The sequence below is a fragment of the Streptomyces sp. NPDC048338 genome, assembly GCF_043201055.1.
Taxonomy (GTDB): domain Bacteria; phylum Actinomycetota; class Actinomycetes; order Streptomycetales; family Streptomycetaceae; genus Streptomyces.
The window spans coordinates 205,100-224,456 of the sequence record NZ_JBICYQ010000016.1 but is presented as its reverse complement, the minus strand read 5'-3'; the positions used below and the strand labels follow the sequence as shown (position 1 = coordinate 224,456).

The following is a 19,357-nucleotide window of genomic DNA, read 5'->3' as shown; positions in this document are numbered from 1 at the left end:
GTGCCGTCCGTCCGCGGCCCGAACCGGCCACGCCGCCCCCACCACCCCCGCCGCAGGGCCCTCCGCGCGCCCCGCGCCCCTCCTTCCCCCGCGTCCTGAGCGGGGCGTTCCGCCGACGGCGGCCCGGTGGCCTCTATGGGCCAGGGCCCCTTCGGGCCAGGCTTCTTCCCTTTCCTCGGCCCCGTGACCGGGCGGATGCTTCTTGCACGGCGGGGTCGCAGCCCCACCGGACTTCTCGGAGACAACGAGCGCGTCAACCGCGGGACGCGCCACGTGACCTCCACCCCTCATGTCACTCCACCAGCACCGGATGGGATCCGTCATGTTCCGCGCCCGCATCGCCTCGACCGCCGCAGCCGCCGCCCTCGCCGCCGCCCTCCTCGTCCCCGTCGCCTCCACCGCGGCCGGAACGGTCCTCGCCGACGGTGCCACCGGCACCACCACGGGACAGACCAGCGGCACGAGCACCACCACGGACGGTCCCCAGGACGACATGGGCTGGCAGTAACCCGCCGCTCGCCACCGAACCGTCACGCACCGCCCCGGCCTCTCGGCACCTCACGGAGACCACGTGGACATCAGACAGCTGACGACCTTCCATCGGGTGGCGACCCGCCTGAGCTTCACCCGGGCCGCCTCCGAGCTGAAGTACGCGCAGTCCAGCGTGACCGCGCAGATCAAGGGGCTGGAGAGCTCACTCGGCGTCGAGCTCTTCGAACGCCTCCGGGGAGGGATCCGCCTCACCCCCGCCGGGGAGCGTCTGCTTCCCTACGCCGAACGGATCATGACCCTGGCCGACGAGGCCCGGGGCGCCACCGCCGGCTTCTCCGACCCCGCCGGACTCCTGACGATCGGCACCATGGAGAGCCTCACCTCCTACCGCATGCCGCCGGTCCTGGAACTCTTCCACCACCGCTTCCCGCGCCTTCACCTGGTGCTGCGCCCCAGCCTCGGCGTCGAGACCTGCCACGCGCTGCGCCAGGGCGTCTTCGACCTGGCCTTCCTGATGGAGGCCGAGACCGAACACACCGGCGTGCAGTCCGTGGTCCTCGGCGCGGAGCCGCTGGTGGCGGTCGCCGCCCCCGGCCACCCGCTGGCCCACGCCGGCCACGTGACGACCGACGACCTGCGCACGGTGCCCGTCCTCGCACCCGAGGCGGGCTGCGCCTACCGCGACCTCTTCGAGGCCGAGCTCGCCGACGGCACCGGCGAGGCGGCCCCGTTCCTGGAGTTCGGCAACATCGAGTCCGTCAAACGGGGCGTCGCCGCCGGCCTCGGGGTGGGGCTGCTTCCGCTCATGACCGTCACGGAGGCCGTCGACGCCGGCACCCTGGCCGTCCTCGACTGGGAGCCGCCGTTCGAGGTGTTCACCCAGATCGCCTGGCGCAGAGGCAAGCGGCTGACCCGGGAGATGCGGCTCTTCGTCGACCAGGCGGTCGGCTGCATGGCCGAGTTCTACCGGACCCCGGTCGCGGCCTGACGGAGACTCAGAGATGGATCCGTCGACCCGCCTCCGGCGCGGCCCGGTGCCGGATGGTCCACAGACTGCGCCGCACGTAGGTGCGCTGGAGCCAGCGGTCGAGCCCGTCGTAGCGCGGCGTGAACGCCGAACGGGCGTGCACCCCCTTGCGGTTGTTGATCAGGAGTGCCTGACCGGGCTCCAGCCGCACCGGCTGGGCGACGGACCGGCAGGTCTCGCGCAGCCGGTCGAGGGCCGCGCCGGCCCGGCTCGTCATGGCGTGCACGCCGTTGGCCGACACGGCGATCTCCGGGTACGCGCGGCTGCCGCTGATGATCGGCACCGGATCGGAGAGGACCTCCGCGCCGCCCGCGTGCTGCCGGGTGTAGCTGCCGGGCGCGTTCAGCCGGAACAGCGGGCTGCGCAGCGTCGACAGCACGTCGTCGGCGAGCGCGGCGGAGATGTCACGGGCGTCCGCGTAGGAGGTGACGGCCCGCCGCTCGTGGTCGTCGCGCAGGCAGACCAGGACGAGGAAGTCCGGGTTGGCCAGGTCGTAGCGGCCCACCGGGTCGTGGACGATGTCGTTGTGGAAGTTCAGGAACGTCTCGGAGCCCTGGTTGGTCTGGGTCCGCTCGCCACCGGGCACGGGCACCACGTCGTGGATGATCCGCCCCTCCTTCTCGGAGAGCATCCCGACCGGTTCGCCGAGCAGCGAACTGAGCCCGAGGAGGACGCCCTCCGCCACGTACCCCGGCTTGTCCGGGCACGGACGCCCGTCCCGCGGCGTCGGCGGCAGCACCGGGTCGACGGGCAGGTTGCCGATCAGGGCCACCCCCGGGGTGTCCGGATGCCGCCCGAAGTCCAGGATCCGCTGGAGCACGTCGAGCGGCAGGCCGGCGAAGACCTGGTGGCAGCGGGTGGACGCGTGGTCGACGTCGGCCCCCGGGTCGGTCAGACCGGCCAGCTCACGCGCCAGCCGTTCCCGGTCGGTGTCGGACAGACCGAGGACGGCGAGCGCCGAGCCGCTGCCCGGCCGCACCCCCCGGATGTCGGCGACGGTCATGGTCATCTGACTCACACTCCCGTGAGACGAAGGGCTCGCGGCGCGCCCGCTCCCGCGGGGCGGAGACGCCGCGGCGCACCGCCGGAATCGTCGAGTTCGTCGTGCAGCCGGCGGGCGAGGACCAGCGCCTCGTCCCCGTCGGCCGCGAGATGGGTGGTGCCCGCCGACCCGCGCAGCACGGTCACGGGCACGCCCGCCGGAACACCGGACCGCAGCCCGTGCCGGCGGTGGAAATCGTCCAGGTCGACGTAGCCGCCGACCACCGCGACCAGCGGCCCGCCGGGCAACCGCACCGCCTCGACGTGCGCCGCGTGCAGGGCCGCGAACGCCAGGTCGGCGGAGTGCTCCGAGGCGTAGCGCAGGCACGTCGACCGGCGGTCGAGAACGACGGACGCCACCGGGGCACCGGCGGGCCCGACGGTCGTGCCGGCGTCGTACGGGGGCCTGTTGTCCCGGAGGACCAGCTCGATCCGGTGCCGACGGGCCAGCTCCACCGCACGCCGGTGGATCACCTTCGCCCCGTACCGGGACATCAGCGCCGCCGCGTCGTACGAGATCCTCGGCACCAGCCGGGCGCCCGGCAGCAGATGCGGATCCCCGGTGTACACGCCGTCGACGTCCGAGTGGATCTCGCAGCGGTCCGCGCCCGTCGCCACCGCGGCCGCCACCGCCGACAGGTCCGAGCTGTTCTTCCCCAGCCAGGTCGGCCGGCCGTGACCGTCGACGGCCTGCCCGCCCGGCACGACCACCACCTGGTGCCGGGCCGCCGCCTCCCGCAGCGGCAGCGGGTCGATCCGCGCCAGCCGGGCCCGCAGGAACACCTCGTCGGAGACCAGTCCCGTGCGGTGCCCCGTCAGCACGCCGACGCCGAGCCCGCGCCGGTGCACGGCCGCCGCGAGGAGCCGGGCCCCCACGGTGTCGGCGAGCGTGATCAGGCCCGCGGCGTTCTCGTCGCACGGCCGCGGATCGATCCGGTGCAGCCGCTCCCGCAGCCCCTCCGTCTCGCCCGGCCCCGCGCTCACCACGACCACCAGAGGCCGCCCGTCCCGGGCGATCCGCCGTTCCAGGCCCGCCGCCACGCCGTCGTACGCCTCAGGGGAGGGGAAGCTCGACCCGCCGAACTTCAGGACCGCCGGCCCCGTCACAGCGTGCCCCTGGCCACGAGCTCCTCCGCGATCTGCACCGCGTTCAGGGCCGCCCCGATCCGCAGGTTGTCGGCGACCAGCCACAGCCAGAATCCCCGCGGGTCCGTCGGCGACACACGGATCCGTCCCACGTGCACCCGGTGCGGGTCGTCGAGCGTCGCCGGCGTCGGGAACGCGCCGTCCCCGCCGTCGTGCACCGTGACCTCCGGCAGCCCGGCCAGCAGCGCCACCAGCTCCCCCCGGTCGACCTCGGCGGCGCACTCCACCCACACCGCCTCCGAGTGGCCGTTGATCACCGGCACCCGGACGCAGGTCGCGGTCACGTCGAGCTCTGGCAGTCCGAGGATTTTGCGCGACTCGTGCAGCAGCTTCTCCTCCTCGCGGGTGAAGCCGCTGTCCAGGACGCGGTCGATCCGGGGCACCACGTTGAAGGCGAGCGACGGCACGAACTCCTTGGACAGCGGCTCCGCGCCGGGGTCCTGCAGCGCGAGCGCCGTCGCCTCCTGGAGCTCCTCCACCCCGGAGTGACCGAGGCCGGACGCCGCCTGATAGGTGCTGACGACCACCCGGCGCACCCCCCAGCGGCGCTCCACGTCCCGCAGCACGCGCACCAGGGGGATCGTCGAGCAGTTGGGGTTGGCGACGATCCCGCTCGCCGGACGCGCTTCCAGCGCACCGGCGTTGACCTGCGGCACCACCAGCGGTGTCGCAGGATCCATCCGGAAGGCGACGGTGTTGTCGACGACCAGGGCGCCCGCGGCCACCGCCACCGGGACCCAGCGCTCGCTGACGGCCGTCCCCGCGGAGAAGAACGCGAGGTCCACCGAGCCGAAGTCGAACTCCGCCACGTCGCGCACGGTGTAGTACCGGCCCTGGACGCAGATCTCGCGCCCGGCCGACCGGGGCGAGGCCAGCAGGTGCAGCTCCCGGTGGCGCAGGCCGCGCTCCTCGACCAGGTCGATCAGGGTGCCGCCGACCGCGCCGGTCGCCCCCACGACGGCGATGCGGGGGGCGGCGGGGTCGCTGACGAGTGTCATGGGGTGTGTCTCCGATCTGAGGGTGCCGCCGGGTGCCGTGCGGTACGGGCCCGCGGCGCGGCTCGGGCAGGGTGGTTCAGTGCAGGGGTACGGGATGGTGCAGGCCGCCGCGGGTCCACAACGCGTTGAGACCGCGCGGCACGTCGAGTCCGGAGCCGGGGCCGAGGGCGCGCTCGTACACGTCGGCGTAGGTGCCGACCGCGTCGAGCACCCGCGCCGCCCACTCCGGGTCGAGTCCGATCGCCGGCCCGTGCCGGCCAGCGGCCCGCGCGACCCCGGCCAGGGTCCGGTCCCGCGCGTCCGGCCCGGCCTCGGCCACCTCGTGCTCGGCGGCCAGGAGCAGATGCAGCACCCACCGGCACAGTCGCAGCCAGTGGGGGTCGTCGTCCCGCACGGCGGCGGCCATCGGCTCGCGCGAGATGACCGTGTCGAGGATCCGGTGCCGCTCCGGGGCGGCGAGCCGGGACCGCTGCCCCGCCAGCGCCACCCGGTCCAGCACCAGGGCGGCGCACCGGCCCTCCGCGTAGGCGGCGAGCGCGCCGGCCACCGAGTCCGACACCACGGTCCGCACCGCGGTGCCCCGGCGCCCGAACCAGGCGGCCAGGTTCGCCGCGCTGGTCGTGCCCGCCTGGACGGCGACCGGCCGGCCGGCGAGGTCCGACGCGTCCGCGAAGCCGTCGTCGGCGCGGACCAGGAACCCCTCCCCGTCGTAGCAGGTCACCCCGGCGAACAGCACCGGGAACTCCGCCTCACGGCCCATGGTCCACGTGACGTTGGCGACGGTGAGCTCCGCAGTGCCCGCCAGCAGCGGCCGCAACCGCGCGTCGGGATCGGCGGGCAGCCACTCCACCGCCTCCGGGTCCCCGAGCGCCGCCGCCGCGACGGCCCGCGCCACGTCCGTGTCCAGACCGCTCCAACGCCCCTCCGGCGTACGGTACGAGAGCCCTGGCACGTCCCGGCTCACCACGGCGCCGACGGCGCCGCGGGCCCGGACGGCGGCGAGCGTCGGCGGGGTCACGCGGACACCCCCTCGGCCGGCCGGCGACCCAGCAGGTCCTCGGCGTCGCAGCGCCGCTCGTGGAAGCTGAGCATGCCCAGCAGCCCCCAGGGGCCGACGGGTTCACGCGACGGGACCGTGTCCCGGGCGACCGGCACGCCCGCCGGGTCCGCCCAGCGCAGCACACCGTACGGATCGACCCGGGCCCGGGCCCGGTTGGCGTTGTCCGGATGCAGGCAGTACGGGACGTCCAGCAGTCCGGCCGCGAACGCGCGCACCAGCGCCTCCCCGACGTCGTCCGCGAGTTCCAGCACGCGGTCGACCAGCAGCGCCGCCTCCTCGTACACGCCCGTGACCCGAGCCGGCCCGGCGGGGGCGAAGCGGCCGGCCTCGTCGGCCGCGACGGCCGCGGCGAACTCCAGGGCGTCGACGTTCTCCGCCACCGTCGGAATCCGGTGCGCCTCGGCGGGCGTCTTCACGACCAGCCGGTCCGCGCCTCCCCGCACGGCGAGCCGGGCGCTCTCCTCGACCAGCCGGAAGGCGCCGACCGGTGTCCGCGGGAACACCCCCATGAACGTGTAGAGGACCACGTGCCAGTCCGTGCCGGTGAGCCGCTCACCGGCCAGCCGCCGCAGCGCGGACAGGGCCTCCAGATCCTGCCCGGGGTGGGTCTGCTGGGCATAGCTCACCGAGACGCTGCGCACCCCGTGCGCACGGAAGAACAGGGCCTCCAGGACGGTCAGGGCGACCAGCACCGACGGCGGGCACAGCTGCCCGAGCATGCTCCCGCCGAAGCTCTCCAGGTGCATCGGCTCGTCCTGGGCGGCGATGAGTTCGCAGCAGCGCGCCCACGCGAGCACCGAGTCGCGCAGCGGCACTCTGCCGTAGGGAAGACAGTACGAGACCGGGCCGCCCTCGGTGGCGTCGACGCCCGCGGCGGCCATCGTCCGCAGCAGCCGCAGCGGCAGGGCGCACCCGTGCCGCACCTGGACGGGGAAGTCCTCGGCCACGATCCCGGCGAGCATCGCGCGGGTCGCCTCGGGGCCGTGGACCACCAGCGGAAAGCCGTTCAGTTCGGCGCCCGACCGCAGCGCGCGCAGCGCCCCGCGATGGTCGTCGACCCGGGTGAAGCTGTCGAGCGTGACGGTGCCCGCCGTGACGGCCCGGGGAGCGGGGCCGGCGGCCAGGTCCCGCACCGCCGCCAGTCCCGCGCGCATCCGCTCGGGCGTCGCGAAGCCCATCCGCGGCTGCACCACGAGCGGGCCGGCCGCGCGCGACCGGTGGACATGGCGCGAGAACCGGCCCACGGGGGGCGTCACCGTGCCGTTCATGCCGCCGACTCCACGGGGGCCCGCCGCCGGGGCCGCAACTCGCCCAGGAAGTCGGCGAACTCGTCCAGCGCGTCGTCGGAGTCGAACACGGCGTCGTACCCGGCCTCGGCCAGCGCGTCGCCGTGCCCGTCACGGCCGGCCTCACCCGCCACGTCGAGCTTGCCGCCGATGACCACGCGCAGGTCGGCGAGCTCGGGGTGGCCGCGCAGGACGCGGATGAGCCGCAGCCCGTCCAGCCTGCCGTGCCCGTTGACCGTACTGATCACCAGTACGTCCGGGCGCGTGGCCAGGCAGGCGTCGACGATCTCCTGATCCGGCGTGCAGGGTCCCAGGTTGACCACCTCGTGGCCGTACTCCTCCAGCATCAGCTGCAGGAAGACCAGGTTCCACGTGTGCGCGTCGGAGGAGACGGTGGAGACGACGAACGTCCCCGGGCGGCGGTTGGTCTTCGGCATGGAACACCCCGTGTGGGAAGGCGCGATGGGCGTGGTCCGATCCTTACGGCAGCCGGCGTCGCACTCAACGCGTCGGGGATGGGGATGCTCGATCACGGTGATCGAAATCTTCGATCGCTCAAGGTCCGTGAGAGGTCGGGCCGTTGGGACGTTCCGGCACGCGCGCCGAGTCCACCGCGGCACCGGCCCGGCCGTCGGACCACCGGCCGCACCGGGATCCCGGTCCCTCAGCGGTGGCGGAACCAGCGCGCCGCCTCCAGCAGCCGTCCCCCGGGACCGAAGAGCGCCTGGTGCTCCCAGCCGTCGAGCGAGGCCGGACCGGCGCTGCCCGCGACCGCCGTCCACGCCGGTTCCCAGTAGACGACGCCCAGACCGCGTCCGCCCGGGACGGCCTCGACGACGCTCATCACGTCCCGCAGATGCGCCGCCTGCCCGGCCGGGGTCGCCGGATAGCCGGCCACCGGTTCGGCGGGATCGGCGACCGGGTGCCCCAGGAACCGGCCGTCGCCCGGCGCGTGCGGGTAGCCCGTCTCCACGACGAGTACCGGCCGGCCGTACCGCGCGGCGACGTCGTCGAGGTTCGTCTGCAGGGCGGCGAGCCCGTCCTGCCAGTAGCCGTAGTAGGAGAGGGCGACGACGTCGAACGGCACCCGGCGCGCGACGGCCTGGTCGAACCACCGGCGGGTCGCCGCGTTGTCGGTGCCGCACGCGAGGTGCAGCGCCACCCGGGTGCCCGGTGAGGCCGCCTCGACCGCGCGGGCCCCGGCGGTCAGCAGTCCCGCGAGCCCCTCCCAGCGCGAGGTGCTCCCGTCCTCCCACAGCAGCCCCGCGTCGATCTCGTTCCCGATCTGGACGATGCAGGGTGGCGTGCCCTGCGCCGCGAGGGCGCTCAGCACCCCGTACGTGTGGGCGTGCACCTCCTCGAGCAGCCGGCGGTACGAACGTGCCGCCCAGGCGCCCGGCTTGACCTGGTTGCGCGGATCGGCCCAGGTGTCCGAGTAGTGGAAGTCCACCAGGATCCCCAGGCCGAGGGCCGCGGCGCGCCGCGCCATGGCGAGGACGCGCGCCGTGCCGTCATAGCCGTCGGCCGGGTTCACCCAGACCTTCAGCCGGACCAGGTTCATCCCGGCGGCGCCGAGCACGGCCAACGCGTCGCCGCGCGTGCCGTCGGCGTACCGGTGGACCGCCCCGCGCTCCTCGATCCTCGGCAGGCTCGACAGATCGCCGCCCTTCACCGCCAGTCCGGTCCCGCCCGGCGTCAGCGTGATGTCGGACAGGTGCGCCCACTGGCCCGCCCCGGCGTCGGAGCCGAGGCCGACCGTGCACCGGCCGCCGGTCACCTCGGCGGAGACGACCACGCGGATCCACTCACCGGCCGGTGTCGGCGGCAGGTCCGTGCGCTGCTCGACGCCGGCGTGGTCGCGCAGCACGAGGTGGACGGCCCGCTGCCCGCCGCCGGAGCGAGCCCAGGCGGTCAGTGTGTACGGCCCGTCGGGCAGCCCCGACAGGTGCCGACTCGTCTCCACCCGGTACGCGGACGGCGACCAGTGCGTCAGCCGGAGACCGTCGGACCCGTCGCGCCCACCCTGCTCGACGAGGGAGGCGCCGCGGTCGCCGGTCACGGACCAGCCGGACCGGTCGGCCGGTGCCGCCCCACCGGCCGAGCCGGCCCCGGAGGGCGACAGGGCGAGCGGAAGGGCGCCGGACGCGGGGAGGGGCGAGGACGGGGCGCCGGCGTGCGTGACCCTCCACGGCTGGGCGGTGACCATGGCCCCACGGTAGGGCCGGGCACCTCGCCCGGCCCGCCCCGGCGCACCGACACGCGGGGCCGCCACGGACCGGCACCCACGCCCCGCGCCGGGCTCGCGGATCGCCCGGCCGAGGGCGGCGGAGCCCGGCAGGACGCCCCTCAGTCCCCGGCGTCGGCCGGGCGGTTCCGTGCGGCGAACGGGTAGTGGTGGAACGGGCTGTCTTCGAGGGGGAGTTCGGGGTTCCACGCCTTCAGCGCCTGGGCGGAGGGCCGGAACAGCGACTGCGGCAGCCGGTCGAGCGGCGTCCACTCCCAGCGCTCGATCTTGTCCGGCTCGGCCACCGCCGGGCTGCCGGTGAACGCCCGTACCACCGTCACTGCGGTCATCCGGGTCAGCGCCGGCGAGGTGAGGGAGTCCAGCAATAGGGCGACGACCTCCACATCGGCCGGGTCCGCCGCGAGCGTGGTCTCCTCCGCCAGCTCCCGCGCCGCCGCCTCCTCGATGGACTCGCCGGGATCGACCTTCCCGCCCGGCAGCTCCCACGTCCCGGACGGGTGCAGCCCGAGGAGCACCCGCCCGGCCCCGTCGGTCACGACCACCCCGGCGCCGAAGGAGGCCTGCGCCGTCGGCGGCTGGACGTTGCGGTGGGGCACGGTCGGCTGCTCGGCCGGCGTCATGGCGTCTCCTTGTGCGGTGCGGTGCGGTGCGGTCGGGGGCGTCCCGGTGCGCACCATGGTGCGTCCGGCGCGTCCGGCGCGACGCGGTGTCCGCCCGCCGATCACCCGGCCGGGGTGCGACTGCCTTGCGGCGCAAGACAGTGCGTCACTATCATGCACCGCATGACAAAGGAGCTGCCGACCGCCGCCGACCAACGGCGGAGCCAGCTCCTGCGCGGCGTGCTCGACCTCTGCCTGCTCTCCCTCATCGCCGAACGTCCTCGGTACGGCTACGAGTTCGTGGAGGCCCTCGACGAGAGCGGCCTGGAGCTGGTGAGCGAGGGCAGCATCTATCCGCTGCTGGCACGGATGGAGCGGGCCGGGCTCGTCGCGTCGTACCGCGCCCCGTCCTCCAGCGGCGGGGCGCCGCGCAAGTACTACCGGCTCACCGAGGAGGGCCGGACCGCACTGGACCGGGGGCGTTCCGTGTGGCGGGAGTTCACCGTCGCGACGGGACGGATCCTGGTCGACACCGACGCACCGACGGGGGAACCACACCATGACGAACGAGCGGATACTCGCCGTCTGCCGTAGCAACTGGGAGTACCGGGGGATCGACGACGCCGCCGTCCGCGAGATGCTGGCCGAGCTGGCCGCCCACCTGGAGGACGCCGCGGCCGCCGGCCGCGCCCCGCGGGACGTCGTCGGCGACGACGTACCGGCCTTCGCCGCCTCCTGGGCGAGGGCCCGGCGCCCGCTGTACCGGCGAGCGCTGCGGATGGCGGCCCTGATCCCCCTGGTCGCCGGCGTCCTGCTGCTGTTCGTCCACCTCCGCCGGTGGTCCCCGGCGGTGGACGTCACCCCGGGATCGCTGGCCTTCTGGGCCGCCCTCGCGGCGGCGACGGTGCTGCTGGAGCTGCGTCGCGGATCCCTCGGTCTCGGCCGGACGTGGGTGGTCGGCCTCGTCGTCGGCCTGCCCGCCGCGGTGCTGACCGAGCGGGTGGCGGGGGACGGGACGCTGTTCAGCGTGCCGCTGTGGCTGACGGTCCTGGTGATGCTGCCGGGACTCGGGTACGCGGTGACCGAGCACCGCGCCGCGAAGATCCGGCCGGCGGCGGAGCCCCCAGCGGCGTAGCCGGCGTCCTGTCGCTCCTCGCGGACTCCCGGCCCGATCGGCAGGGCGCCCCCCTCGGGCGCTTTCCGGGCGGGTGCGGAGAATCCCTGCGGCGCATTCCGCCCGCGCCGGCGGTCCGTTTTGTGCTACAGTCGACAGCTGTTGCAGTTGTGGTTCCCATATGACTTCAAGTGCCTGGGCGGTAGCAATATCGCCGGGCATTTTTGTTTTTCGGTGTTTTTCCGACGGGCAATCATCGCGACGACACCGGGATTCGCACCGTGTGAGTCCCCGGGTACTGCCCCGAAGGAGAAAAACATGGCTACCGGAACCGTGAAGTGGTTCAACTCGGAAAAGGGCTTCGGCTTCATCGAGCAGGACGGCGGCGGCCCCGACGTCTTCGCCCACTACTCGAACATCGCGTCTTCCGGTTTCCGGGAGCTGCTCGAGGGCCAGAAGGTCACCTTCGAGGTCACGCAGGGCCAGAAGGGCCTGCAGGCGGAGAACATCCTCCCCGCCTGACGTCGCCCGACGTTCCGAAGCACGCGCCGAGGCCGGCGTCCCCACCCTCAGGGTGCGGGCGCCGGCTCGTCGCCGTTCTCCGGGGGATCGACCGGCCGCGGATCTCCCGCGGTGTCCGCCCGGTCATTTCCCGCCGCCGCCCGCGCGCCATGCCGCGGAGCCGCGGACGGATTTCCCACGGACATCACCCCTCCGCTCGCCCGCGCAATTCGGCCGGTGAATTCCCGGCGCGAACCGCGTGACGCGCGGCCTGTCGAGGAAGGCACCCCATGAACCGCTCGGACCGCACGAACGACACCCGTCGGCCCGTTCCGTCGAAGGGGGAGTTCGCGCTTCCCGTCACCGTCACGCCCGGACTTCCGGCGGCCGAGACCTTCGACGCCATGGAGCTGCCCGCCGCGGTACGGACGACGCTGGCCGACCTCGGCGTCACCACCCCCTTCCCCATCCAGGCCGCCACCCTGCCGAACGCCCTCGCGGGCCGTGACGTCCTCGGCCGCGGCCGCACCGGCTCCGGCAAGACCCTCGCCTTCGGCCTGGCGCTCCTGGCACGCACGGCCGGCCGCCGCGCCGACGCCAAGAAGCCGCTGGCGCTCGTCCTCGTCCCCACCCGTGAGCTGGCCCAGCAGGTCACCGACGCGCTCACCCCGTACGCCCGCGCGCTCGGGCTGCGCCTCGCCACCGTCGTCGGCGGCATGTCGATCGGCAGGCAGTCCGCCGCGCTGCGCGCCGGCGCCGAGGTCCTGATCGCCACCCCCGGCCGGCTGACGGACCTCGTCGAACGCCGGGACTGCCGACTCGACCAGGTCGACGCCGTCGTGCTCGACGAGGCGGACCAGATGGCCGACATGGGCTTCATGCCCCAGGTCACCGCACTCCTCGACCAGGTCCGTCCGGGCGGCCAGCGCCTGCTGTTCTCCGCCACCCTGGACCGGAACGTCGACCACCTGGTGCGCGAGTACCTCGACGACCCGGTGGTCCACTCCGTCGACCCGTCCGCCGGCGCCGTCAGCACGATGGAGCACCACGTGCTCCACGTCCACGGCGCCGACAAGTTCGCCACCGCCACGGAGATCGCCGCCCGCGACGGGCGGGTGATCATGTTCCTGGACACCAAGCACGCCGTCGACCGGTTCACCCGCCACCTGCTCGGCAGCGGCGTCCGGGCGGCGGCCCTGCACGGCGGAAAGTCCCAGCCGCAGCGCACCCACACCCTGGACCGTTTCAAGCGCGGCGAGATCACCGTGCTGGTCGCCACGAACGTCGCCGCCCGCGGCCTCCACATCGACGACCTCGACCTGGTCGTGAACGTCGACCCGCCCGCCGACCACAAGGACTACCTGCACCGTGGCGGCCGGACGGCCCGGGCGGGGGAGTCCGGCAGCGTCGTCACCCTGGTCCTGCCCGACCAGCGGCGGGACATGGCCCGCGTCATGACGGACGCCGGCATCCGCCCGCAGGTCACCCAGGTCCGCTCGGGCGAGGCCGAACTCACCCGCATCACCGGCGCCCAGGCCCCCTCGGGCGTCCCGGTCGGCGGCAGCGCCCCGGCCGAGAAGGAACGCCCCCAGCGCGGTGGCGCCGCCTTCCGCGGCATCGGCACGACCCCCGGCCGGCCGGGCCGGGCCAAGAACGAGTCCCGCCGCGCCGCCGAGGCCCGCCGCACGGCCGAGGCCCGCCAGGCCGCCCGCGTCCGCCGCGGCGGCTGACCGGGTCCGGCGCCCGCCGTTCCCGGTGCCGCAAGTGGTGTGGCCCGACGCCGAGGGGCGGTTCCTCCGGGAGGCGGCGGCCGCCGAGTCGTACGGGCGGTCGCAGCCGCGGCTGTGGCTGACGCCGGCCGAGCGCCCCGAGGGAGTCCGGGCCGCGGTCGTCACCGGTTGACGGGCGGCCGCGGCCGCGCGGACGGCTGCGGCGTGCCCCGGCCGCCCCGCGCTCAGCCGCAGCGGTAGCGGAACGTGCCCGTGGCCGTGGAACCCGCGGGAGAGTCGATCACCAGGGTGGCCGTCGCCGCGTGGGAGCCCTGGCCGTGGAACGTCCACAGCAGGTGGAGCCGCGCCTCCTTCTGACCTCGGGTCACGTCCTCGCGGAGCGATCCGGAGGTGGTCCCGTCGCTGCGTTCCCAGCGGTAGGTGATCGTGCCCGGGCGCCCGTCGGTCGCCAGCACCGCCACGACGTCCGCCGTGGCGTCGCAACCGAGCGTCTCCCGTGGGGCGTCGACCGTCACCCGGTGTACGGAGACGGCGGGGCCGAAGCGCTGCCAGCCGAGGTGGCCGAGTACCGCGAGAAGGACGACCGCGGCGAGCGCGTACCGGCTCAGCGCCCGCAGCCTGCGCCGCGGCGGGGGAGGGGCGGCGCCTCCGGCGCCCGGCAGGGTGCCGTGCCAGATCATCTCGGCCGTCGTCGACGTACCGCCCCCGCGCCGGAGCGCGGCGGCCGTCACGCCCGGTCCGAAGCGGAGCACCTCGCCCTCGACGCGGTCCGGCGCGACCTCCTCCGCCGGGCGCTCGAACCAGTGACTCCCCAGGACCGTCGCGCTGTACTCCGCGATGCCCGCCTCCGGGCCGGACGCGGACCCGCTCGCCGAACCAGCCGCGGGACCGTCGGCGGGACGGCCGGAGGGATCGTCGGAGGGAAGGCCGGCGGGACCGTCGGCCGGATCGGACGCCGACCGGCGGACCGTTTCTTCGGAGTCGTAGGGGACCCGGGGATCGTTCATCCGATCACGCACCGCCTGATCAGTATCTGCTGGGTGGAACCGCCGTTCGCCGCGACGGGGTTCGTCGTGGCGCGCACCCCCCAGTAGCAGCCGCCGCCCTGGAAGGCGTGCGTCAGCGTGAGGGCGTAGCGGGTCGCCCCGCTGCGCCGGTAGGTCGCGGAGCCGTCCGGTACGCCGAGCTCACCCTTGGTGTCGCCGGTGTACCAGGCGACGCTCACGGTCACCGGGCCGGTGCCGTCGGTCGTGACGTCGAACGTCGCCTCGGCGGTGCTCGTGCCGGTCTGGCGCAGGCCCGTCACCGAGACCGAGCGGACACCGGCCGGCCGGGTGCTCGGACTCGACGAGGGGGGTTCCGAGGTCGGAACCGTCGCGGTCGGCGTGGCCGGTGCGGTCGTGGTCGGCACGTCCGTCGGGGCGTCCGTGGGTGTGTCCGTGGGAGTCGGCGCCTCGGTGTCCGCGGTGCCGGAGGCGGTCGGGTCGGCGCTCGGAGCCGTCGGGCTCTCCGACGGGGTGGCGGATCCGGGTGCCTCGGCCGTCGGGTCGGCCCCGGCCGGTGTCGCGACCGGAACGGCCGTGGTGACGGCCGTGGCCCGGTCCGTGGTGTCGCCCCGGGCCTCGTCGCCGGCGCGCGCGGTGAGGGCGATGAGGAGGCCGAGCACGAGTGCCGCCGCGGTCGCCGGCAGCCCCCGCAGGGTCCACCGGCCGAGGCGCCGGGGAACGTCGTGGAAGCGGGTCGTGGCGAAGGCCGTGGTGCCGGCCGCCACCCCTCCGGCGGACGGCAGGAGCAGCGGCAGCAGGGCGACGAGCGCGGCGAGCTTCCGCTGCCCTCGCTCCTCCCAGTCCTCTCCGTACGCCGCCACGGCCGCCGACTCCAGTTCGGTGACGAACTCCGCCGCGTTCCCCGGCCGTTCCTCCGGCTGCTTGGCGAGGCCGCGCCGGATCAGCGGGCGCAGCGGCTCGGGCGCGGCGTCGTCGGGCACGGGCGCGTCGAGGTGCTGCAGGGCCAGCTCGGCGAAGTTCTCGCCCGAGTACGGCTTGCGCCCGGTCAGGCACTCGAAGAAGGTCGCCGTCGCCGCGTACACGTCGGCGGCGGGCGAGGCGGGCTCGCCGTTCCACTGCTCCGGTGCCATGTAGGCGGGCGTGCCCGCGACGCCGGGCCGGCTGCCGTCGTCCACGGCGATGCCGAAGTCCACGAGCTTGGAGGAGCCGTCCGGCGCGACCAGCACGTTCTCGGGCTTGTAGTCGCGGTGCACGACTCCCGCCCGGTGCGCGGCGGCCAGGCCCAGCAGGGATCCCTTCAGGACGACGAGCGCCGCCTCCGGCCCGGTCGAGCCCTCCCGCGCCAGCAGGGCGCGCAGCGCGACGCCGTCGACCAGCTCCATCACGATCGCCGCGCCGCCCGGCGCCTCCACGTACTCGTACAGTCCGACGACGTACGGCGAGTGCAGCGCCCCCAGCAGCCGGGCCTCCGCCCGGAAGTCGCGGACGAAGCGGGAGTCCGACCGCATCCGCTCACTGAGGTACTTCACGGCCACCGGAATGCCGGTCCCGTCGTGGACGGCGAGGACGACGCGTCCGCTGCCGCCGGATCCCAGCTCCCGGGACTCGGTGTACCCCGGGACCGTCCATGTGCTCATCCCCGCCCCCTCGGCGTCGTGGGTGCGATCGCCCCCTTGAGGGACAGTTTCCGGACATGTGCGGTTCCCGTCCACGGCCGGGAGTACGCGGAGACGTACGGCACACGGGACGTGCGGTCCGCGGCCGGGTCCGGGAACCGGTCCGCCCGGGAAGTCCCCGTCCGCGCATGGACTTCCGGTACGACTCCATGGACTCTTCGACGACCGCCCCCGCGGCCCCCGGCCGTCCCCCTACGGTGAACCCGGCCGTGTGCGGGCGCCCGTTCGGCCGGCCGTTCACGTCCTGTACCGCGCCCCCACGTGTCGTCGCCACGCACCGTCCTCCCGCCCCACTGATCTTGGGCTCGCCCGGACCACCGTTCCCCCGGAATCCATCAGAGGTGCTCAGACACATGACCGAACTCGATCGGCGCCGTTTCCTCCAGATCGCCGGCGCCACCGCCGGTTTCGCGGCCCTGAACAGCAGCATCGCCCGTGCCGCCGCGATCCCCGCCGCCCGCACCACCGGCTCTCTCGCCGATGTCGAGCACATCGTCGTGCTGATGCAGGAGAACCGTTCCTTCGACCACTACTTCGGCACCCTGCGCGGTGTCCGCGGCTTCGGCGACCCCCGCCCCGTGACGCTCCCCGGCGGCAAGCCCGTCTGGTACCAGGCGGACGGCGGCAAGGAGGTGCTGCCCTACCACCCGACGGCCGCGGACCTCGGCATGCAGTTCATCGCGGGGCTGAACCACGACTGGGCCGGCGGCCACAAGGCATGGAACAACGGCCGGTACGACCAGTGGATACCCGCGAAGTCCTCGGGCACCATGGCGTACCTGGACCGCGGCGACATCCCGTTCCACTACGCGCTGGCCGACGCGTTCACCGTGTGCGACGCCTACCACTGCTCCTTCATCGGGGCGACCGACCCCAATCGCTACTACCTGTGGACCGGCCACACGGGCAACGACCGCACGGGCGGCGGTCCCGTGCTCGGCAACGACGAGGCGGGCTACGGCTGGACGACGTACCCCGAACGCCTGGAGCAGGCCGGGATCTCGTGGAAGGTCTACCAGGACGTCGGCGACGGGCTGAACGCCGCCGGGTCCTGGGGCTGGATCGAGGACGCCTACCGCGGCAACTACGGCGACAACTCGCTGCTGTACTTCGACAACTACCGCAACGCCCAGCCCGGCGACCCCCTGTACGACAAGGCCCGCACCGGCACCAACGCCAAGAACGGCGACGGGCTCTTCGACGTCCTGCGCGCCGACGTCGCCGCGGGCACCCTGCCCCAGGTGTCCTGGATCGCCGCTCCGGAGGCCTTCTCCGAGCACCCCAACTGGCCCGCGAACTACGGCGCCTGGTACATCGCCCAGGTCCTCGACGCGCTGACCTCCGACCCCGAGGTGTGGAGCAGGACCGCCCTGTTCATCACCTACGACGAGAACGACGGCTACTTCGACCACGTCGTCCCGCCCTACCCGCCGGCCTCGGCCGCCCAGGGGCTGTCCACCGTCGACACCTCCCTGGACCACTTCCCCGGCGACGCCCGCTACGCCGCCGGACCGTACGGACTCGGCCAGCGGGTCCCGATGCTCGTCGTCTCCCCCTGGAGCAGGGGCGGTTACGTCTGCTCCGAGGTCTTCGACCACACCTCGGTCATCCGCTTCATGGAACGACGCTTCGGTGTGGCCGAGCCGCACATCTCGCCCTGGCGCAGGGCGATCTGCGGCGACCTGACCTCGGCCTTCGACTTCGGGCGCGAGGACACCGCCCCGGTGGCGCTGCCCGACACCGCGGGCTACCGGCCGCCGGACGGCGACCGGCACCCCAGCTACGTCCCGAAGCCGCCGGCCAAGCCGGCCCTGCCGGTGCAGGAGCGCGGCACGCGGCCCACCCGGGCGCTGCCGTACGAGCTGGTCGTCGACGGCTCGGCCACCCCCTCCACCGGCCGCTACACCCTCACGTTCGGCGCCGGCGCCAGGGCGGGCGCGTTCTTCCACGTCACGGCGCCGGTCCGCACGGACGGGCCGTGGACGTACACGGCCGGGCCCGGCAAGACCGTCTCGGACACCTGGAACTCCGCGTACTCCAAGGGGGTCTACGACCTGACGGTGACCGGCCCCGGCGGGTTCCTGCGCACCTTCCGCGGCCCCGGCACGACGGCCGGCCCGGAGGTGACGGCGCGGCACGACGCGGTCAGCGGCAACCTGGTGCTGACCCTGACCAACCCGGGCGCCGTCGACGTCAACCTGACCGTCACCCGCGCCGCCGCGTACGGCGGCGGGTCGCAGACCTTCAAGGTGGCGAAGGGCGCCACGGTCCGGCACACGGTCGACCTGCGCGGCAGCGGTCGCTGGTACGACGTGTCGGTGGTCTCCGACCGGGCCGCCACCTTCCTGCGCCGCTTCGCGGGTCACGTGGAGAACGGCGCCGTGGGCGTCAGCGACCCGGGCATCGCCACCGGCTGAGCCGGGCGCCCCGGGAGGTGTCCCGCCGATCACGCCGAGCCTTCGCCGGCCGGCACGACCGGCGGGACACCTTTCCGGGGCCGGAGCGGGGGAGGGGGCCCGACGACCGGGTGGGAGCGGCGGGCATGACGGTGCGGGCGGTCAGACGGTGACGACCTTCACCCCGGCGTCCGTGAGCTGCCGCACCGCCTCCGAGGGGATCGCCGTGTCCGTCACCAGGACGTCCACCCGGTCGAGTCCGCAGATCCGGGCGAAGGCGCGCCGCCCCATCTTCGAGGCGTCGGCGACCACGACGACCCGGCTCGCCCGCTCGGCGAAGAGCCGGCTGATGCCCGCCTCGTCCTCGTGGTGCGCCATGATGCCGAGCCCCGGGTCGATGCCGTCGACGCCGAGGACGACGACGTCGAGCACCACCTCGCCGAGCACCCCGGCGGCGAGCGGGCCGACGAGTTCGTACGTCTGGGGCCGGGCCACGCCACCCGACACGACGAGCTTGATCTGGGGCCGCACGGCGAGTTCGGCGGCGATGTTCAGCGCGTTGGTGACCACGGTCAGGGCGGGAGCGGTCGGCGCGCCGGGGGACGCCTCGGGCCGCGCCGCGCCGAAGCCCAGCGCGAGAGCGCGCGCCACATCGGTGGTCGTGGTGCCGCCGTTGAGACCCACCACCTCGCCCTCGTGGACGAGTTCGGCCACCGCGGCGGCGATCCGCTGCTTCTCGGAGGCGTGCCGGGAGGACTTGTAGCGCAGCGGAAGCTCGTAGGAGACGCCCTGGGGGACGGCGCCGCCACGGGTGCGGACGAGCAGCCGCTGCTCGGCGAGCTCGTCGAGATCCCGGCGGATCGTGGCCGGCGACACGTCGAGGGTCGCCGCCGCTTCCTCGACCTCCAGCCGGCCGGTGGCCGCGAGCAGTTCGAGGAGCGTGTTCCACCGCTCGTGCTTCGACATCGGGATTCCTTCCGGGCGGTGCACCGCACGCCGTGCGGGATCGCGAGTCTAGGGCGCCTGTCCTCAAAGTGGC

Annotated in this window: 19 protein-coding genes; 8 read left to right on the top strand and 11 right to left on the bottom strand. The window is 74.4% G+C overall.

From position 1 onward, the window contains the following. Positions 1-310 precede the first annotated feature (310 nt). Together ACGFZF_RS32795 and ACGFZF_RS32790 are read left to right on the top strand one after the other, a co-directional pair. Positions 311-508 carry a hypothetical protein gene (locus tag ACGFZF_RS32795; protein WP_393560165.1) on the top strand — a complete coding sequence of 66 codons (198 nt, stop codon included), beginning with the start codon at positions 311-313 and terminating at the stop codon, positions 506-508. Between the two features lie 63 nt (positions 509-571). Beyond that, a complete protein-coding gene (locus tag ACGFZF_RS32790) occupies positions 572-1,480 on the top strand; it encodes a LysR family transcriptional regulator (protein WP_393560163.1) in 909 nt (302 codons plus the stop codon). Between the two features lie 7 nt (positions 1,481-1,487). Here the strand turns inward: ACGFZF_RS32790 and ACGFZF_RS32785 are convergent, their stop codons facing one another. The 8 genes from ACGFZF_RS32785 to ACGFZF_RS32750 form a co-directional block, all read right to left on the bottom strand. After that, positions 1,488-2,528 (bottom strand): oxygenase, encoded by a 1,041-nt coding sequence (locus ACGFZF_RS32785; protein ID WP_393560161.1) that lies wholly within the window; start codon positions 2,526-2,528, stop codon positions 1,488-1,490. A gap of 5 nt (positions 2,529-2,533) precedes the next feature. Beyond that, positions 2,534-3,667: an aspartate kinase gene (locus tag ACGFZF_RS32780; protein WP_393560159.1), complete on the bottom strand. Its 1,134-nt coding sequence runs from the start codon at positions 3,665-3,667 to the stop codon at positions 2,534-2,536. Beyond that, positions 3,664-4,704, bottom strand: a complete 1,041-nt coding sequence (locus ACGFZF_RS32775; RefSeq protein WP_393560157.1) for an aspartate-semialdehyde dehydrogenase — start codon at positions 4,702-4,704, stop codon at positions 3,664-3,666. The genes ACGFZF_RS32780 and ACGFZF_RS32775 overlap by 4 nt, the downstream gene beginning before the upstream one ends. A 76-nt stretch (positions 4,705-4,780) precedes the next feature. Further along, positions 4,781-5,722 carry a transporter substrate-binding domain-containing protein gene (locus ACGFZF_RS32770; RefSeq protein WP_393560155.1) on the bottom strand — a complete coding sequence of 314 codons (942 nt, stop codon included), beginning with the start codon at positions 5,720-5,722 and terminating at the stop codon, positions 4,781-4,783. Beyond that, positions 5,719-7,032 (bottom strand): methylaspartate mutase, encoded by a 1,314-nt coding sequence (locus ACGFZF_RS32765; protein WP_393560153.1) that lies wholly within the window; start codon positions 7,030-7,032, stop codon positions 5,719-5,721. The genes ACGFZF_RS32770 and ACGFZF_RS32765 overlap by 4 nt, the downstream gene beginning before the upstream one ends. After that, positions 7,029-7,487, bottom strand: coding sequence for a cobalamin B12-binding domain-containing protein (locus ACGFZF_RS32760; RefSeq protein WP_393560151.1), 459 nt, complete (start codon positions 7,485-7,487; stop codon positions 7,029-7,031). Before ACGFZF_RS32760 ends, ACGFZF_RS32765 begins: the two co-directional genes overlap by 4 nt. A gap of 227 nt (positions 7,488-7,714) precedes the next feature. Continuing rightward, positions 7,715-9,256 (bottom strand): arabinogalactan endo-beta-1,4-galactanase, encoded by a 1,542-nt coding sequence (locus ACGFZF_RS32755; protein WP_393560149.1) that lies wholly within the window; start codon positions 9,254-9,256, stop codon positions 7,715-7,717. Between the two features lie 140 nt (positions 9,257-9,396). Then, positions 9,397-9,915: an NUDIX domain-containing protein gene (locus ACGFZF_RS32750; RefSeq protein WP_393560147.1), complete on the bottom strand. Its 519-nt coding sequence runs from the start codon at positions 9,913-9,915 to the stop codon at positions 9,397-9,399. Between the two features lie 162 nt (positions 9,916-10,077). On the opposite strand from ACGFZF_RS32750, the gene ACGFZF_RS32745 reads away from it, so the two are divergent. From ACGFZF_RS32745 to ACGFZF_RS32725, 5 genes are all read left to right on the top strand, one after another. Then, the gene (locus ACGFZF_RS32745; protein ID WP_393560145.1) at positions 10,078-10,488 is read left to right on the top strand and encodes a PadR family transcriptional regulator; all 411 of its coding nucleotides are present in this window, start codon (positions 10,078-10,080) and stop codon (positions 10,486-10,488) included. Then, positions 10,454-11,029 carry a hypothetical protein gene (locus ACGFZF_RS32740; protein ID WP_393560143.1) on the top strand — a complete coding sequence of 192 codons (576 nt, stop codon included), beginning with the start codon at positions 10,454-10,456 and terminating at the stop codon, positions 11,027-11,029. Before ACGFZF_RS32745 ends, ACGFZF_RS32740 begins: the two co-directional genes overlap by 35 nt. 297 nt (positions 11,030-11,326) lie before the next feature. Beyond that, positions 11,327-11,530, top strand: coding sequence for a cold-shock protein (locus ACGFZF_RS32735; RefSeq protein ID WP_393560141.1), 204 nt, complete (start codon positions 11,327-11,329; stop codon positions 11,528-11,530). Between the two features lie 269 nt (positions 11,531-11,799). After that, positions 11,800-13,239 carry a DEAD/DEAH box helicase gene (locus ACGFZF_RS32730; RefSeq protein ID WP_393560139.1) on the top strand — a complete coding sequence of 480 codons (1,440 nt, stop codon included), beginning with the start codon at positions 11,800-11,802 and terminating at the stop codon, positions 13,237-13,239. A gap of 34 nt (positions 13,240-13,273) precedes the next feature. Continuing rightward, positions 13,274-13,411, top strand: a complete 138-nt coding sequence (locus ACGFZF_RS32725; RefSeq protein ID WP_393560138.1) for a hypothetical protein — start codon at positions 13,274-13,276, stop codon at positions 13,409-13,411. A gap of 52 nt (positions 13,412-13,463) precedes the next feature. Here the strand turns inward: ACGFZF_RS32725 and ACGFZF_RS32720 are convergent, their stop codons facing one another. Together ACGFZF_RS32720 and ACGFZF_RS32715 are read right to left on the bottom strand one after the other, a co-directional pair. Beyond that, positions 13,464-14,246 (bottom strand): hypothetical protein, encoded by a 783-nt coding sequence (locus ACGFZF_RS32720; protein ID WP_393560137.1) that lies wholly within the window; start codon positions 14,244-14,246, stop codon positions 13,464-13,466. Next, the gene (locus ACGFZF_RS32715; protein WP_393560135.1) at positions 14,243-15,883 is read right to left on the bottom strand and encodes a protein kinase; all 1,641 of its coding nucleotides are present in this window, start codon (positions 15,881-15,883) and stop codon (positions 14,243-14,245) included. The genes ACGFZF_RS32720 and ACGFZF_RS32715 overlap by 4 nt, the downstream gene beginning before the upstream one ends. A gap of 392 nt (positions 15,884-16,275) precedes the next feature. Between ACGFZF_RS32715 and ACGFZF_RS32710 the strand changes: the two genes are divergently transcribed. Further along, positions 16,276-18,339, top strand: a complete 2,064-nt coding sequence (locus tag ACGFZF_RS32710; RefSeq protein WP_393560133.1) for a phosphocholine-specific phospholipase C — start codon at positions 16,276-16,278, stop codon at positions 18,337-18,339. A 141-nt stretch (positions 18,340-18,480) separates the two neighbouring features. Here the strand turns inward: ACGFZF_RS32710 and ACGFZF_RS32705 are convergent, their stop codons facing one another. Continuing rightward, positions 18,481-19,284 (bottom strand): DeoR/GlpR family DNA-binding transcription regulator, encoded by an 804-nt coding sequence (locus tag ACGFZF_RS32705; protein WP_393560131.1) that lies wholly within the window; start codon positions 19,282-19,284, stop codon positions 18,481-18,483. Positions 19,285-19,357 lie beyond the last annotated feature (73 nt).

Coding starts and splice junctions, on each gene's coding strand:
- ACGFZF_RS32795 (WP_393560165.1), top strand. CDS start 311: ATGGGATCCGTCATGTTCCGCGCCCGCATCGCCTCGACCGCCGCAGCC.
- ACGFZF_RS32785 (WP_393560161.1), bottom strand. CDS start 2,528: ATGACCATGACCGTCGCCGACATCCGGGGGGTGCGGCCGGGCAGCGGC.
- ACGFZF_RS32775 (WP_393560157.1), bottom strand. CDS start 4,704: ATGACACTCGTCAGCGACCCCGCCGCCCCCCGCATCGCCGTCGTGGGG.
- ACGFZF_RS32765 (WP_393560153.1), bottom strand. CDS start 7,032: ATGAACGGCACGGTGACGCCCCCCGTGGGCCGGTTCTCGCGCCATGTC.
- ACGFZF_RS32760 (WP_393560151.1), bottom strand. CDS start 7,487: ATGCCGAAGACCAACCGCCGCCCGGGGACGTTCGTCGTCTCCACCGTC.
- ACGFZF_RS32755 (WP_393560149.1), bottom strand. CDS start 9,256: ATGGTCACCGCCCAGCCGTGGAGGGTCACGCACGCCGGCGCCCCGTCC.
- ACGFZF_RS32750 (WP_393560147.1), bottom strand. CDS start 9,915: ATGACGCCGGCCGAGCAGCCGACCGTGCCCCACCGCAACGTCCAGCCG.
- ACGFZF_RS32745 (WP_393560145.1), top strand. CDS start 10,078: ATGACAAAGGAGCTGCCGACCGCCGCCGACCAACGGCGGAGCCAGCTC.
- ACGFZF_RS32740 (WP_393560143.1), top strand. CDS start 10,454: ATGACGAACGAGCGGATACTCGCCGTCTGCCGTAGCAACTGGGAGTAC.
- ACGFZF_RS32735 (WP_393560141.1), top strand. CDS start 11,327: ATGGCTACCGGAACCGTGAAGTGGTTCAACTCGGAAAAGGGCTTCGGC.
- ACGFZF_RS32730 (WP_393560139.1), top strand. CDS start 11,800: ATGAACCGCTCGGACCGCACGAACGACACCCGTCGGCCCGTTCCGTCG.
- ACGFZF_RS32720 (WP_393560137.1), bottom strand. CDS start 14,246: ATGAACGATCCCCGGGTCCCCTACGACTCCGAAGAAACGGTCCGCCGG.
- ACGFZF_RS32715 (WP_393560135.1), bottom strand. CDS start 15,883: ATGAGCACATGGACGGTCCCGGGGTACACCGAGTCCCGGGAGCTGGGA.
- ACGFZF_RS32710 (WP_393560133.1), top strand. CDS start 16,276: ATGACCGAACTCGATCGGCGCCGTTTCCTCCAGATCGCCGGCGCCACC.
- ACGFZF_RS32705 (WP_393560131.1), bottom strand. CDS start 19,284: ATGTCGAAGCACGAGCGGTGGAACACGCTCCTCGAACTGCTCGCGGCC.